Consider the following 13,890-nt stretch of genomic DNA (forward strand, 5'->3'; position numbering starts at 1 on the left):
GTGCCTGCAACCAGCACCCAGCACCTGACACTTTCCAGCCCCTAGCCCCTCGTCTCATGCCCGTCAACCTTCGTGCACTCATCGCCAAGCTCAACCCCACGACGCGCGGCGCTGTGGAAGCGGCGGCAGGGCTCTGCCTCTCGCGGACGCATTACGACGTCGAGGTCGAGCACTACCTCGTGAAGCTCCTCGACGCGACCGACAGCGACTTCGCGTTCATCCTCAAGCAGTACGCGATCGATCGCTCACGTCTCGCATCGGATCTCGCGAAGAGTCTCGACCACCTGAAAACGGGCAACGCGCGCACGCCGGCGTTCAGCCCGCACCTCGCGCGCATGCTCACCGAAGCGTGGACGCTGGGGTCTGTCGATTACGGCGCGGGACAGGTCCGGACCGGCCATACTGTGCTGGCCCTCCTGGCCGATGAGGATCTGGGCAGGATGGTGAAAGAGATCAGCCGCGAGTTTACGAAAATCCCCGTCGAGTCGCTGCGAAAAGACTTGCCGGCGATCACTGCACACTCTTCCGAAGAGGCGTTCACGCAGCGCGCCGCCGCGGCGGAGGAAGGCGCCGCGCCTAACGCGCAGCGCGCCGGCGGGAAAACGCCGAATCTGGATTCGTACACGGTCAACCTCACCGAACGCGCGAAGCAGGGGAAGATCGATCAGGTGCTCGGCCGGGATTTCGAGATTCGCCAGGTAATCGACATTCTTCTTCGCCGTCGGCAGAACAATCCCATTCTTGTCGGGGAAGCCGGCGTGGGAAAGACAGCGGTAATAGAAGGCTTTGCGCTGCGCATCGCCAACGGCGACGTGCCAACGGTGTTGCGCAACGTCACGCTGCGCACGCTCGACCTCGCGCTGCTCCAGGCGGGCGCGGGCGTCAAAGGCGAGTTCGAGAACCGGTTGAAGGGATTGATCGAGGAGGTGAAGAACTCGCCAACGCCAATCATTCTCTTTATTGATGAGGCGCATACGATGATCGGGGCGGGTGGCGCCGCGGGCCAGAATGATGCCGCGAACTTGCTCAAGCCCGCCTTGGCGCGCGGCGAGCTGCGGACGCTCGCGGCGACGACCTGGTCAGAGTACAAGAAGTACTTCGAGAAGGATCCGGCGCTCGCGCGGCGTTTCCAACTCGTAAAAGTGGAAGAGCCGAGCGAGGAGGTGTGCGCGCTTATGTTGCGCGGCGTCGTGCCGTCGCTCGAGGCCCATCACACGGTTCGCATTCTCGACGACGGTCTCGAGGCAGCGGTGCGGCTCTCGCACCGGTATCTGCCCGACCGCCAGCTTCCGGACAAGGCGGTGAGCGTTCTCGACACGGCGTGCGCGCGGCTCGCGTTAGGCCAGAATACGACACCGCCGGCGATCGAGGCAGCGCAGCGCCGCCTCGAGGATCTCGCTGTGCAGCGCCGCGTGCTCGAGCGTGAAGCTGCTGTCGGCGCGAACCACGATGAGCGCCTGGCGTCGATCGCGCAGCAGCGCACAAAGACGGAGAACGAGCTCGCCGAGCTCAATGCCCGCTGGGAGCAGGAGAAGGGGCTCGTCGAGCGCATTCGTGAGATCCGCGAGCAGCTCGAGCAGCAGGTGACGAAAAAGCGTCGCGCGTCGGCGCAGATCGCGGCCGTGACGACCGATGGCGCTGCCACGAACGCCGCGGCGGTGAAGGACGCAGAAACGGCGGAAGCCCAGGCGACGGCGAGCGCCGACGAGCTCCGCGCGGAGCTCGCTGGCCTGACGATGCAGCTCGAGACCGTGCAGGGCGACGCGCCGCTGATGCGCGTTTGTGTGGACGCGTCTCTTGTTGGTGAAGTCGTGTCGGGGTGGACGGGCGTTCCCGTCGGCAAGATGCTGCGCGACGACCTGAGCATGGTGTTGCAGCTCGAGCGTCACCTCGAGCAGCGCGTCATCGGTCAGAACCACGCGTTGGAGTACATCAGCCGCCGCGTGCGCACGACGCGCGCGGGGATCGAGGACCCGAACAAGCCGAAGGGCGTGTTCATGCTCGTCGGCCCATCCGGCGTCGGCAAAACCGAAACGGCATTGGCGATATCGGACCTGCTCTATGGTGGTGAGCAAAACCTCATCACAATAAACATGTCCGAATTCCAGGAGGCACACACCGTCTCGACGCTCAAGGGCTCGCCCCCGGGCTATGTGGGATACGGCGAGGGGGGCGTGCTCACCGAAGCCGTTAGGCGTCGACCGTATGCGGTCGTGCTGCTCGACGAGGTGGAGAAGGCGCACCCCGACGTGCTCGAGCTGTTCTTCCAGGTCTTCGACAAGGGGCGGATGGAGGACGGCGAAGGGCGTCAGATCGACTTCAAGAACACCGTGATCATCCTGACGACGAATGCCGGGACGGACACGATCATGAAGCTCACGGCCGATCCCGAGACGCTTCCGTCGCACGATGGGCTGGTGAAGGCGCTCAAGCCCGAGCTCGACAAGACATTCAAGCCGGCATTCCTCGGCCGCATGGTCATCATTCCGTACTTCCCGGTGCGCGACGAGAACATGAAGAGAATCGTCAGGCTCAAGCTCGCGAAGATCCAGAAGCGGATCGAGCAGACGCACCACGTCCGCTTCAGCTTCGACGAGGCGCTCGTCGACGCCGTTGCCGCCCGCTGCACCGAAGTCGAGAGCGGCGCGCGCAACGTCGACAACATTCTCACGAACACGTTGCTTCCCGAGGTCTCGGTCCGCATTCTGGAACAGTTGGCTGCTGGAGACGAGATTCTGGCGATCAGCGTTGGCGTCACGGACGACGGCGCGTTTGCCTATCGAGTCGACGGTCGCGCAGCCGTGGCGACACCGCCGGCCGTCTCGGCTCCATCTTACACGATGCCGGCGGCGGAGCCGACGGTGCAGGCGTGATCTCGGAACTTCGGAGGGTGTGAACGATGCCCACGCAATTGGAAGCCACGTCGAGCCTCACGTACACGCAGAAGGGCCGCGCGATCAGCGTCAAGACGACGCTCGGCCCGGATGCCTTGCTCCTCGAAAGCATCGAAGGCGAGGAGGAGATCGCGGGCGGTTTCAAATACAGGCTCGGACTGCTCGCGAAGGATCCCGCCATCGGTGCGGCGAAATTGATTCGCACGCCGATGACCGTGACGATTCATCTCAGCGACGGATCCGATCGCGTGATCACGGGTCTCGTCAGCCGTTTCGTGCAGCTCGATCAGGCCGAAGGGCTCACCGTGTACGAGGCGGAGATCCGTCCGTGGTTCTGGTTCCTTTCGCTGACGAGCGACTTCTGCATCTGGCAAGACAAATCGGTGCCGGACATCGTCAAAGCGGTGTGCGGCGAGCAGGGATTCTCCGATCTCGTTCCTCGTCTCACGAAGCCGCACAAGCCTCACGAGTATCGGGTGCAGTACGGCGAGTCGCACCTCGACTTCATCGCTCGCTTGATGGAGGAGGAGGGGATCTTCTGGTTTGCCGAGCACGAAGGTGAGAAGTGCAACATGGTGATGGCCGACGACAACAGCGTCGCGAAGACACCGCTCAAGCTGCGCCTGTCGGGGATCGCGCACGATACTGAAGAGGAGGACGTCCTCCAGTGGTTCAACGTGAGCCAGGACGTGCGTCCGGGAAAGTACACGCACATCGATTACAACTTCGAAACGCCATCGACACAGCTCAAGGGCCAGCACAGCGGCAAGCACGCGTCGGAGGTCGTGGAGTTTCCCGGCGGCTTCGACAAGCGCGACGACGCCGATCCCTTGGCGGCCCTGCGATACCAGGAGATCGTCGCCGAGCAGGTGGAGGCCGAGGGTGCGGGTCGTTGTCGTGCACTCAAGGCAGGCGGCAAGATCGAGCTCGCGAAGCATCCGAACAAGGCGCTCAACGCAGCCTACTTCGTCACGAGCGTGAAGCAGTCGGCGAAGCTCGGCGACTTTCGCACCGGAGGCGATTCGGGTCTCGCGTTCATGAGCAGCTTCTCGGCGATTCCCTTCGATACGCCGTATCGGCCGGACCGCACGGCGAAGGCGCCGCGCGCGTACGGTTACGAGTCAGCGGTCGTCGTGGGGCCGGCGGGCGAGGAGATCTTCACCGACAAGTATGGTCGAGTGAAGGTGCAGTTCTTCTGGGATCGTCGCGGCAAGAAGGACGACAAGAGCTCGTGCTGGGTGCGCGTGTCGACGGTGTGGGCAGGAAAGGGGTGGGGTGTGATCAGCACGCCGCGGATCGGTCAGGAAGTGCTCATCGCGTACGTGAATGGGGATCCCGAGGATCCGATCATCGTTGGGCGCGTGTACAACGCCGAGCAGATGCCGCCGTATGCGTTACCGGCGAACAAGACGCAGAGCGGGATGAAGACGCGCAGCACGCTGTCGGGTTCGCCGGACAACTTCAACGAGATTCGGTTCGAGGACAAAAAAGGTAGTGAGGAACTTTATATCCACGCGGAGAAGGACAAGAAGATCGTTGTGGAAAATGATCGCGCATCATCGGTCGGACATGATAACACTGAGAAGGTCGGTCACGACGAGACGATCACAGTTGACAATGATCAATCCCTCGGCGTGAAGGGAAATCAGTCAATCAGCGTCGGGAAGGATCAGACGGTGACGGTGAGTCATGATCGGACAAAAGCGGTACGCAACAACGAAACGACAAGCGTTGATAAGAATCGCTCGGAGACTGTTGGGGAGAACGAGACTGTGAGCGTCGGGAAAAATCGATCGCACACGGTGAGTGAAGGCGACACTCTCGACGTTGGTAAGGACCGAAATGTGACGGTGGCGAAGAATGAAACGATCTCGGTTGGCGAGGACCGCTCGACGACAGTTGGGAAGAACGACTCTCTCGAGGTATCAAAGAAGCTCGAGATTACCGCAGGCGACGAGATCACCATCACCACGGGCGATGCCTCAATCACAATGAAAAAAAACGGAGAGATCCAGATCAAAGGCAAGGACATCACGATCGAGGGTTCGGGTAAAATCAACGTGAAGGCTTCTTCTGATCTAGTGCTGAAAGGAAGCAAGGTCGCCGCAAACTGAGTTCGCGATGCTTCAGATCAATAACGTGACGCCCTTCAAAACCCAGTTAATGCTATTCGCGAACCGCGAGGGCATCGACACTGTGTACGCGATCATCAAGGGCACATTCACCTACCACGACGGAGTGAGGCTCTCGCCTGAGCAGGTGCCGATCGTCGTGGAGGACAAACATCACGGTGACCCGGCAACGAGTAGTATTCGGACGCCCTCTGATGTTTCACTCGAGAAGCCCGCGACAGACGTGGTACTCGTTGGGAGCGCCTGGGCGCCTAACGGTGATCCAGCGTGGCAGTCCGACGCGTCAGTATCCGTCGCATCGGTGACGCGAACTGTTCGTGTGTCTGCCGATCGCGTGTGGGAGTCAGGAGTTGCCGGCACGACGGCAAGTTGGATTGCACCCTTCGTGCGCATGCCACTGGTGTGGGAGCGTGCATACGGCGGCAGCGACATCGGTGAGAAGGGACTTGTCGCGGACTGGCGCAACCCAGTGGGCGTTGGATTCCGTGCCAAAGGTAGCTCGAAATCAACCACGGGCTCCCCAATTGCGAACATCGAGGATCCTGGGACGCTCATCTCTTCTGCAACGCAGACGCCGTCGCCGGCAGGGTTTGGTCCTGTTCCCGCGCACTGGCTGCCGCGCCGAAAATACGCAGGTACATATGACGAGCAGTGGGAGCGCGATCGCGCCCCCTACCTGCCGGACGACTTCGACCCCCGTTTTTGCCAAATCGCGCCGCTCGGACTCGTTATGCCAGGAATGCTTCAGGGCGGAGAGATCGTTGAACTTCGCGGGGTGACGCCATCGGGATTCGCGCGGTTCGCTTTACCAAGTATAAGCATTGAGGCGCAGTATCATCTCCCGAACAAGACCGAGACGCGTCCGGCATCAATGGATACCGTCATCATCGAGCCCGATAATGCCCGGCTCGTCCTCGTTTGGCGTACCGCGCTACCCTGTGATAAGCAAGCGCTCAAGGTGCGTGAAGTGGAAATTAATGCCGGTGGCGACGCGGTGGTGGCCGTATGAGTGCCGATTCGGTTGTAATCGTCGGTCTTGGAATGATGACTTCGGTCGGCGTTTCAGCGCGGGAGACCGCCGCGTCAGTGCGCGCCGCAACGGCCCGATTTATAGCCATTCCTGCACGCGATAAGCAATTCCGACCATTCACGATCGCGGAAGTACCTAACGATGCACTGCCGCCGCTTGCTGGGTCGTTGCACGATGTCAACTCGCTTTCCGATCGTGAACGGCGCCTGCTTAGGCTCGCGACGCCTCCTCTGAGGGAATGTTTCGGACCTTTGACCGCCTTGCCGGTCACGCTCGCGCTGTGTCTGGCGCTCCCAGAACAGGAGACGATGCGTCGAATCGATTCCGCAGCATTTCTCTCTCATCTTGCGAATCAGACGGGGGTGCCTTTCGACCCCGCGAAGAGCGACGCGCAGCATGTCGGACGTGCCGGCGGGTTGCTAGCTATCGGTCAAGCCATTTTGACAATTCAAGCCGGACTCGCTGACTTTATCATCGCCGGCGGTGTCGACAGCTATCGCGACCTGTTCGTCCTCGGCACGCTCGACAAAGAGCGGCGCGTGAAGTCCGAATCAAACCTCGATGGATTCATCCCGGGCGAAGCCGCGGGCTTTCTACTGCTCGCCAGCGCTCGCGCCGCAGCTGCTCAGCGCCTACCTGTGTTAGCGCGCGTCACCCCTATCGTCACGGGATTCGAACCCGGTCACCTCTATAGTTCTGAATTGTATCGAGGGGATGGGCTGGCGATGACCTTTCAACACCTAGTCGCGCGTGGTGAGGTCGATGCGCCCATCGCTGAGGTTTATTCGTCGATGACCGGCGAGAGCCACTGGGTGAAGGAATGGGGCGTAGCATTTATGCGGACCCGCGGCGCTTTTCGTGAAGGACATGGCATGCACCATCCGGCTGACTGCTTCGGTGAGACTGGCGCCGCCAGTGGGCCGCTGATGGTCGGTCTCGCCGCGTTAGGCATAAATGAGCGTTATCGGCGCAGCCCTGCCCTGGCGTACGGATCATCGGATCGCGGCGCTCGCGCCGCAATGGTCATTACAGCGTAGGAGAGCCCATGGGTCAAACCACATTCTGCAACATGCGGGGGATCGCGCACAAAGGCAGCGGAGGGATGAGCATCGCATTTCCCGATGTCTGTAAGACGCCGGCACCTCCTGCTCCGCCAATCCCGATTCCCTACCCAAACATCGGGCAGGCATCGGACACATCCCAGGGCCCGAGCAGCGTGACGACAGACGGGCAGATGCCAATGGTTAAAGGTGCTAAGTATTCTCGCTCGTCAGGCGACGAAGCGGGGACGCTCGGCGGAGTTGCGTCAAACGTGAACATGAGCGAATGCGAGTTTATGCTGTACTCATTCGATGTAAAATTCGAAGGCAATAACGTCTGTCGAATGGGCGATTCGCTGTTTCACAATAAGAAGAACATTGTTGCCTGATTTGCTGTCGCACGCATTAGCCGCGTTGCGAAACATTGGAGTCTTAGGAGGTCTCAAAATGCCCGAGCTCGGTGAGATAATCACCGCTCCGTCCTTGGACGCCGAATTAGAACACAGGTGCCCTTTCACGAACGCGCCGAAGGGCGGCAATCCGAAGAAAGGCGAAGATATCGCGAATGACGACCAGGAAGGATTGCCGGAGAACGACGGCGGCATACTGGGTAAGAACCTTGAAGGTGCGAAGCCAGGCGATGGGACGGAGGGTCCATTTGAGCCAACGAAGTTTCTCGTTAGGGAAGTGCCTAACGACTCCAAGCACGGCGTTAGAACTGCGATTCGCTTGGATGAGTTCAAGGACGCCGTAGCTGGGGATTTTCCTTTTACCGTCGCCGCGCATCACCTCATACCGGGTAATGCATCGTTGTACAAGGATGAGGTAAAGCTCATCAACTACATGGAAGATGGTAGGACAGTGGAAACGGCGGCCGGAAAGAGCTACAAGATCGAGGGCCACATCGGTTATGACGTTAACGGATCACATAACGGAGTCTGGTTACCAGGAAATTACGCGATCAAAGCGGCCCGTCCCGAGAGAAAAAGGAAGGACGGCGCCGTAATTCCGGCGCAAGAAGGGACTACGCCGATCGAAGGCAAGCCCTGGTCGCAACTGTACGAAGAGTGGCAGTACCAATACGTTGCTGGAACGTGCAAGGCAGGCAAAGGGCAGTTCCACGATTCGCACGAAGACCCTTATAGCGCGAGCGTTCGGAAAAATCTCATCAAAGTCGTCACTGCTCTAAGCACGCATCTTGATGGGCCTTGCGAGGATTGCGCAAAGAAGGAGAAAGTGCTGCCGCCGCCGCACCGCATCAAGCAACGGCTTTATGCTTTGTCGCGCACCCTCAGGGGCTTCGTTACGGGTCCGCCGCAAGCGTGGATTGCACCGTGGTTCACTTCTCAGAGATGGAAAGCGAAGTACTTCCAGGATGGCGAGATTACAGAGGGCTTTGTCAAAGCCTACAACGAATCGAAGGTTATTGACCTATGATTGCGGAATAACGATTTAATTCGTCGCCAACGGAGTCAGGAATCGCAATGCCATTTTTCGTCATGACGTGTGATGGTGAATATCCAAGCGCCGCGCTCGGGAAAGGGCCTCCGATGAACCAGGCACCCTGGTTCCATGGAGGTCGCATAGCAGGGGATTTTCCGATTCCGGTTGTTTACGCGCTAGACCCAGCGCGCCCAGGAACCCCAAAGGCGATGTATGACGACACCGCCTATCCACTGATGCGCGATGACTTGGTAGATGCGCTCAAGGCAGTGGGGGTGGACAATCTTCAATTGTTTCCAGCCACACTAACGGATCCAGCAACGAACAAGGAACATAACAATTACAAGGCCTTCAACATCGTTGGCGTCGTGGCCGCTGCTGACATGGCACGGTCGGTTCGAATGCCGACCACAGACTCTACCATGATCGATGTGGATTTCCAAAGTCTTGCAATTGATGAGAGCAAGGCAATGCCCTTTCGACTCTTTCGGTTGGCAGAAAGTGTCAGCGCGATCATCGTTGATGATATCGTGAAAGGTGAAGTTAGGCGTCGCAACATCCCGGGGATGGAATTTTACAAGCCTGAAAAGTGGTCAGGTTGAGAATGCGCGAACACCCCAAAGATGGAGTTTTCTTATGATGGAAGATTCACTTCTGTCTGCGTGGAGCGTTAGCGAGCGGCGGCTTACCCGCGGTATAGTCGTCGAGGCGCGAACCGATGGGAGGTTCGAAATTCAGCTCGGAGACGGTGATCGCAGCTCTTTGCTGCTTGCCGACCAATTAGTTGCTTCAGAAAATCCAATACTGCTCCGTGTTGGAGATCCAGTCCTCTGCTGGGTCGAAGACGAAGGCGACGCGCAGGCGCTCATTCTCGGGCGAGTGGGTGCGCCCCCTCTGGAATCGGCCGCTCAGCAAATTGATCGTTCTTCCGCTAACTCCACTCCCCAGACGGTTCCGCCGGATGCGCTAGTCCTCGAGGCAAAGCACTCCCTGACCCTTCGCGTCGGCGACGGGAGCATAACGATCCGTGAAGACGGCAAGATCCTCATCAAAGGCAAAGACCTCGTCTCCCACGCCCAACGCATGAACCGCATCAAAGGCGGCGCCGTCTCGATCAATTGACCGTTCCACCTAACGATATGCTCACCTTCATCCCCGATATCGCGGAGGAACACTTCGAGGAGCTCCAGTTCCTCTGGTCGCAGCGCCGTAACGCGCTGCGCTCGGCCGCATACACCATGCGCGAGATAGGGATGCTCGATGAGCGCATTGAAGCGCACACGCAAGGACTGCTCGTCCTCGGTGACCACCTGCTCGAGTTCGTCGGCAAGGCGCTCGACGGCGACGACGCCATGCCCGCCTTCGCAGCCGCATACGCGCTACTGCGGTTAGGCACACCTGATGCCATTGCGCGCGTGCGCGACGCATTCGCTGGCGCCGAGGGGAAGCGACTGCAGGGCATCGGCGAAGCGTTGGCGCACGGTCCCGCGCAACCGCTCATTCCACTCCTCCAGTCGCTCTTCATTTCGGCCCCGCCACCAGTCGCCGTCGTCGCTGGCGAAGCGCTGGCGTTTCATCGCGCGTTGAACGTCACACCGGAGCAACTCGTACCGCTCCTGCGCGACGAGCACCCTGCCGTTAGGCAGGCCGCCTGGCGCATCGTGACGAACACTGGCCTCGCTGTCGGGGCCACCGCCTACGACGCGGGCATGAGCGACGACGACCCCAATGTGCAGCGAACGGCCCTCGTTGCCGCCGCGTGGAATGGCCATCAGGGCTGGCTCTCGCACTGCTATCGGATCGCCAAGCAGCCCAACCCCGATGGTGTCGATCTCATCGCCATGCTCGCGGCCGCAATGCCGCCGCACGAGTACAAGGCGGTCACCGCCTTTGTGTCGACGACGGCATTCGGGCCGGGTCGCTATCGCATCGCTGCCGCCTTCGCGCATCCGGTGATGATCGAGTTTCTCCTCGGCGAGATGGAGAATCCCGATCCCGCTACCGCAGCCGGAGCCGGCGCGGCGTTCAGCAAGATGCTCGGCGTCGCGATCGAATCAGGAAAACGCGCGACGGTACCGCTACCGAACGGCGGCGAGCCGGACGAGTTCGAGGCCGAGTTCCTCGACGAGGTGCAGCTCCCCGATGTGCCGAAGGCGCGACAGCATTGGGAGAAGGTCAAGCCGCAGCTCGCCCAGGCGTCTCGTGTCGCTCATGGCGTCGACGTTAGTGCCGGCATCACCCGCGAGACCTTCGGCCTCCTGGACATGGAGTCACGCCGTGAGCTCTGTCTGCGCGCCCGCCTTACGTCTGGGTGGACGGGTACACCGCTAATGCTCGAGGAATTTCCTCTTCGGGCGTAGCGGTTGAGGGCAGAGTGTCGCGGGCAGAGGGTACGCAGTCACCCTCTACTCGCAACCCTCTACCCTCTGCCCTCTAGAACCACGGCTCGTCCGCCGACGGTCCGTAGATCGACGGCACCTTCCCACCAGCCATGCGTAAGTAAACAGTCATCTGACCACGGTGATGGATCTGGTCGGAGAGAATGAAGTACAGGAAATCCATCTTCGGCACGTCACCAATCGCCCCCGGCCCCGTGAAGAACTTCACGGTTCCGAACACGTCGTCGTCGCGCGCCGACTCGAGCGCGTCGATGACGCCGGCGTGATTCTGCTTGAACGCCGCAACAACGTCGTTCCAGGAATCCGGCGCCTTCGGCAATCCGCCACCGACGTTGAGTGAGTTCGTAAGTGCCTTGAGGATCAACGCCTCCTCGACTGCGAACGTCCAGGCGAGGTCACGCGCGGCCTTCGATCGCGGATGGGGCTTGAACTCCGATTGATCGGCCGGATAAGCCTCGACGACTTTGCGCGTCGTCTCGTGCTCCTTCTTCAGAACATCGAGGAATTGCTGCCTCTGGCTCGGAATCGCCGTCGAGCCAACTGGTGGTGTCGCAGTAGGAGCAGTCATCGAGGCCTCTTCATGGTTGAAGGTTGAACTGGCTCGCTGAACCTCTGAGTTATCCATAGCACGGACACTCGTCAACATGCCGGCGTCGCCGCGTCCTCATCGAGTCATGATCGTGACGAGATTGTCGAGACACGCATTCCACCCGTGCTCGTGACGCCCGCGGCTCTCCGAATCGGTCAAGCCTTCGTGCCGAAGCACAACTTCCGTCTCCTTGCCGCGTTCGTGGAACTCGACGGTGACGACAGAATCGGGCATCGGACTGTCTTCCCACTTCCACGTATACACGAGCCTGGATGGCCGATCGATCGTACGGTAAACTCCACCCACGCGATGCTCGGCACCATCGGGTCCACGCATGACAATCCGATAGCGGCCGCCGACACGGAGATCCACCTCCGCCGTCGGCGTCATCGGCGACGGCGCGCTCCAACGGTCGAGCTCTTTCGCTTGCGTCCACGCTTCGAAGACGCGCTCGCGGGGCGCGGGGATCGTGCGCCGGATCTCGAGCGTGGCTTCGGCGCGCTCTTCTTTCTTTGCGGCGGTGGCCATGAGCGTTCCTCCCTTGTCGATGCTTCGCCTGACGCGCCGCTCGCGGCGAGATACGCCGAGAGCTGATCCAACTGGAATTCCCAGAAGCTGCGATAGCGCTCGATCCACGCCGACGCGTCGCGCATCGGCGCCGCGACGAGCGTCGTCCGCCTAGCGCGGCCCTCGCGGCGCACACGCGCCAGCCCCGCGCGCTCGAGCACGCGAATATGCTTCGACACCGCGGGGAGCGACATCGCGAAGCGCGACGCGAGATCGCTGATCGTTCGCTCGCCGGTCGCGAGGCGCGTGATGATCGCACGCCTGGTCGGGTCCGCGAGCGCGGCGAACGTGTGATCGAGGCTGCTGGCGTGGTAAACCATGCGGTTTAGTATTACGCCGCCGCGGCTTTTTCGCAAGCGCTTCGGTCGCTTCGCACAGGATGACAACTACTTTCCCGCGGCACGAGCCGCGTCGGCGAGCATCCGATCGAGGGCCGTGCGGTCGTACACGTGCCCCCGCGTGAACACTGCCGCGATGCGATGAGCGCTCTCGATTCGCACCAGCGGATCCCCGTCGAGCAAGACGAGATCGGCGAGCTTTCCCGGCGCGACCGTGCCTAACGAATCGAGCGCGCCAAAATACCGCGCCGGCTCGTACGTGGCGGCGCGAAGCGCGGCAGCCGGTGTGAGTCCGCTGCGCACGAACTCGAGGATCTCCTCGTGCAGCCCGAAGCCCGGCGGACTGTTGCGCATCGGTGCGTCGGTCCCCGCAAGCAGCGGCACTCCCGCCTCGTGTAGCGCTCGCACCAGCTCGTGCCGCTTCGCGAACATGCGCTGCCCAAGGATCGTCGCGCTCGCCGGTAGCTCGGGCGGCGGATCGAAGATCGCGACCATGTACCGTTGCAGGCTGTCCGAGAGAAATCGCGCGAGCGAGTCGCCCGGGACGTCGTGGCGCGGCAGCACCGCGAACTCCCACGCCGGCGTCATCGTTGGCGTGACCCACGTGCCGTTCCGCGCCAGGTGTTCGTACACCGCGCGCTGATCCCGTGATGTGCAACTATTGAATACGATCCGTCGCAACGGATCGGCGGCGGCAAATGTCACCGACTCCGCTGGCGTGCACACGTTCACGAAGCCGAGCAGATGCTCCAGACTCCGCTGGCCGGAGTCGGACGCCTCCTCGACAGTCACGTTGCGCGAAAGATGACCGGCGAGGGCGAGATGTTTTGCTCGCGCTTCGCGCGCGGCGGCAAAGAACGTCTCGCGCCGCAGCGCGCTGTGCACCTTCACAAAGTCGACGCCGAGCACGGAGAGTGAGTCGACGGCGCGGCGCGCGTCCTCGGGAGTGTGTACCTCGATGTGCGCGATCGGCGAATCGTGTCCTTCGAGATAAGGACCCGCGGCGACGATGCGCGGTCCAACGAGCGTGCCGGCCGCGATCTGCCGCCGCCAACCATTAATGAGGGCGAAATCGCCACCCATGTCGCGGACGCCCGTGACTCCGTTGGCGACGTAAAGGCTCAACAAAGCCCGTCCCGTTGGAACGGCCGTGTGGACGTGCATGTCCCAGAGGCCGGGGATCAGCCACTTGCCCCGTCCGTCGATCACTCGCGCGCCTACTGGGACGTTGGTCGATGCGGCTGGGCCGACGGCGGTGATCCGTGGGCCGACGATTACGACCGTGACGTCGCGCCGCGACGTCTCGCGTTCGACATCCACCACCGTCACATGGGTGATGGCGACGATCTGCATGGCGACCACGAGTGTCGTGAGAATCACGGGCAGAATATGCGCTTGGCCTTTTCGCCCCGGAACCAGGGCGTGAGTCGCAACGTAGTGGGCCGAAGCGGTGTCAAA

The 13,890-nt window shown here is 61.3% G+C and carries 12 protein-coding genes; 9 read left to right on the forward strand and 3 right to left on the reverse strand.

Features of this window, described 5'->3' with window-relative positions; all coding sequences use genetic code 11:
• Positions 1-56: 56 nt before the first annotated feature.
• The 9 genes from tssH to VGH98_17880 are packed head-to-tail and all read left to right on the forward strand — an operon-like array spanning position 57 to position 10,899.
• On the forward strand, positions 57-2,873 hold the full coding sequence (gene tssH, locus VGH98_17840) for a type VI secretion system ATPase TssH (protein HEY2377839.1): 2,817 nt from the start codon (positions 57-59) through the stop codon (positions 2,871-2,873).
• A gap of 26 nt (positions 2,874-2,899) precedes the next feature.
• Positions 2,900-5,008, forward strand: coding sequence for a type VI secretion system tip protein TssI/VgrG (gene tssI, locus VGH98_17845; protein HEY2377840.1), 2,109 nt, complete (start codon positions 2,900-2,902; stop codon positions 5,006-5,008).
• A 7-nt stretch (positions 5,009-5,015) separates the two neighbouring features.
• On the forward strand, positions 5,016-6,035 hold the full coding sequence (locus VGH98_17850) for a DUF2169 domain-containing protein (GenBank protein HEY2377841.1): 1,020 nt from the start codon (positions 5,016-5,018) through the stop codon (positions 6,033-6,035).
• Entirely contained in the window at positions 6,032-7,093 is a 1,062-nt protein-coding gene (locus VGH98_17855; protein HEY2377842.1) for a beta-ketoacyl synthase N-terminal-like domain-containing protein, read from the forward strand. Before VGH98_17850 ends, VGH98_17855 begins: the two co-directional genes overlap by 4 nt.
• Positions 7,094-7,101: 8 nt before the next feature.
• The gene (locus tag VGH98_17860) at positions 7,102-7,485 is read left to right on the forward strand and encodes a DUF4150 domain-containing protein (protein ID HEY2377843.1); all 384 of its coding nucleotides are present in this window, start codon (positions 7,102-7,104) and stop codon (positions 7,483-7,485) included.
• Positions 7,486-7,543: 58 nt separating this feature from the next.
• The gene (locus tag VGH98_17865; GenBank protein HEY2377844.1) at positions 7,544-8,533 is read left to right on the forward strand and encodes a hypothetical protein; all 990 of its coding nucleotides are present in this window, start codon (positions 7,544-7,546) and stop codon (positions 8,531-8,533) included.
• A gap of 47 nt (positions 8,534-8,580) precedes the next feature.
• Positions 8,581-9,141 carry a DUF1629 domain-containing protein gene (locus VGH98_17870; protein ID HEY2377845.1) on the forward strand — a complete coding sequence of 187 codons (561 nt, stop codon included), beginning with the start codon at positions 8,581-8,583 and terminating at the stop codon, positions 9,139-9,141.
• A gap of 34 nt (positions 9,142-9,175) precedes the next feature.
• Entirely contained in the window at positions 9,176-9,661 is a 486-nt protein-coding gene (locus VGH98_17875; protein ID HEY2377846.1) for a hypothetical protein, read from the forward strand.
• A 17-nt stretch (positions 9,662-9,678) separates the two neighbouring features.
• Positions 9,679-10,899 carry a hypothetical protein gene (locus VGH98_17880; protein ID HEY2377847.1) on the forward strand — a complete coding sequence of 407 codons (1,221 nt, stop codon included), beginning with the start codon at positions 9,679-9,681 and terminating at the stop codon, positions 10,897-10,899.
• Between the two features lie 73 nt (positions 10,900-10,972).
• Here the strand turns inward: VGH98_17880 and VGH98_17885 are convergent, their stop codons facing one another.
• From VGH98_17885 to VGH98_17895, 3 genes are all read right to left on the reverse strand, one after another.
• On the reverse strand, positions 10,973-11,506 hold the full coding sequence (locus VGH98_17885; protein ID HEY2377848.1) for a DinB family protein: 534 nt from the start codon (positions 11,504-11,506) through the stop codon (positions 10,973-10,975).
• 96 nt (positions 11,507-11,602) lie between these two features.
• Positions 11,603-12,055: an SRPBCC domain-containing protein gene (locus VGH98_17890; GenBank protein HEY2377849.1), complete on the reverse strand. Its 453-nt coding sequence runs from the start codon at positions 12,053-12,055 to the stop codon at positions 11,603-11,605.
• Positions 12,056-12,480: 425 nt separating this feature from the next.
• On the reverse strand, positions 12,481-13,812 hold the full coding sequence (locus tag VGH98_17895; protein HEY2377850.1) for an amidohydrolase family protein: 1,332 nt from the start codon (positions 13,810-13,812) through the stop codon (positions 12,481-12,483).
• Positions 13,813-13,890 lie beyond the last annotated feature (78 nt).

It is taken from the genome of Gemmatimonadaceae bacterium (genome assembly GCA_036496605.1).
Lineage (GTDB): Bacteria > Gemmatimonadota > Gemmatimonadetes > Gemmatimonadales > Gemmatimonadaceae > AG2.

Excerpts from the sequence above, each read along its gene's own strand:
- VGH98_17855 (HEY2377842.1), top strand. The coding sequence starts at position 6,032 with ATGAGTGCCGATTCGGTTGTAATCGTCGGTCTTGGAATGATGACTTCG.
- VGH98_17875 (HEY2377846.1), top strand. The coding sequence starts at position 9,176 with ATGATGGAAGATTCACTTCTGTCTGCGTGGAGCGTTAGCGAGCGGCGG.
- VGH98_17890 (HEY2377849.1), bottom strand. The coding sequence starts at position 12,055 with ATGGCCACCGCCGCAAAGAAAGAAGAGCGCGCCGAAGCCACGCTCGAG.
- VGH98_17880 (HEY2377847.1), top strand. The coding sequence starts at position 9,679 with ATGCTCACCTTCATCCCCGATATCGCGGAGGAACACTTCGAGGAGCTC.
- VGH98_17885 (HEY2377848.1), bottom strand. The coding sequence starts at position 11,506 with ATGACTGCTCCTACTGCGACACCACCAGTTGGCTCGACGGCGATTCCG.
- tssH (HEY2377839.1), top strand. The coding sequence starts at position 57 with ATGCCCGTCAACCTTCGTGCACTCATCGCCAAGCTCAACCCCACGACG.
- tssI (HEY2377840.1), top strand. The coding sequence starts at position 2,900 with ATGCCCACGCAATTGGAAGCCACGTCGAGCCTCACGTACACGCAGAAG.
- VGH98_17860 (HEY2377843.1), top strand. The coding sequence starts at position 7,102 with ATGGGTCAAACCACATTCTGCAACATGCGGGGGATCGCGCACAAAGGC.
- VGH98_17870 (HEY2377845.1), top strand. The coding sequence starts at position 8,581 with ATGCCATTTTTCGTCATGACGTGTGATGGTGAATATCCAAGCGCCGCG.
- VGH98_17850 (HEY2377841.1), top strand. The coding sequence starts at position 5,016 with ATGCTTCAGATCAATAACGTGACGCCCTTCAAAACCCAGTTAATGCTA.
- VGH98_17865 (HEY2377844.1), top strand. The coding sequence starts at position 7,544 with ATGCCCGAGCTCGGTGAGATAATCACCGCTCCGTCCTTGGACGCCGAA.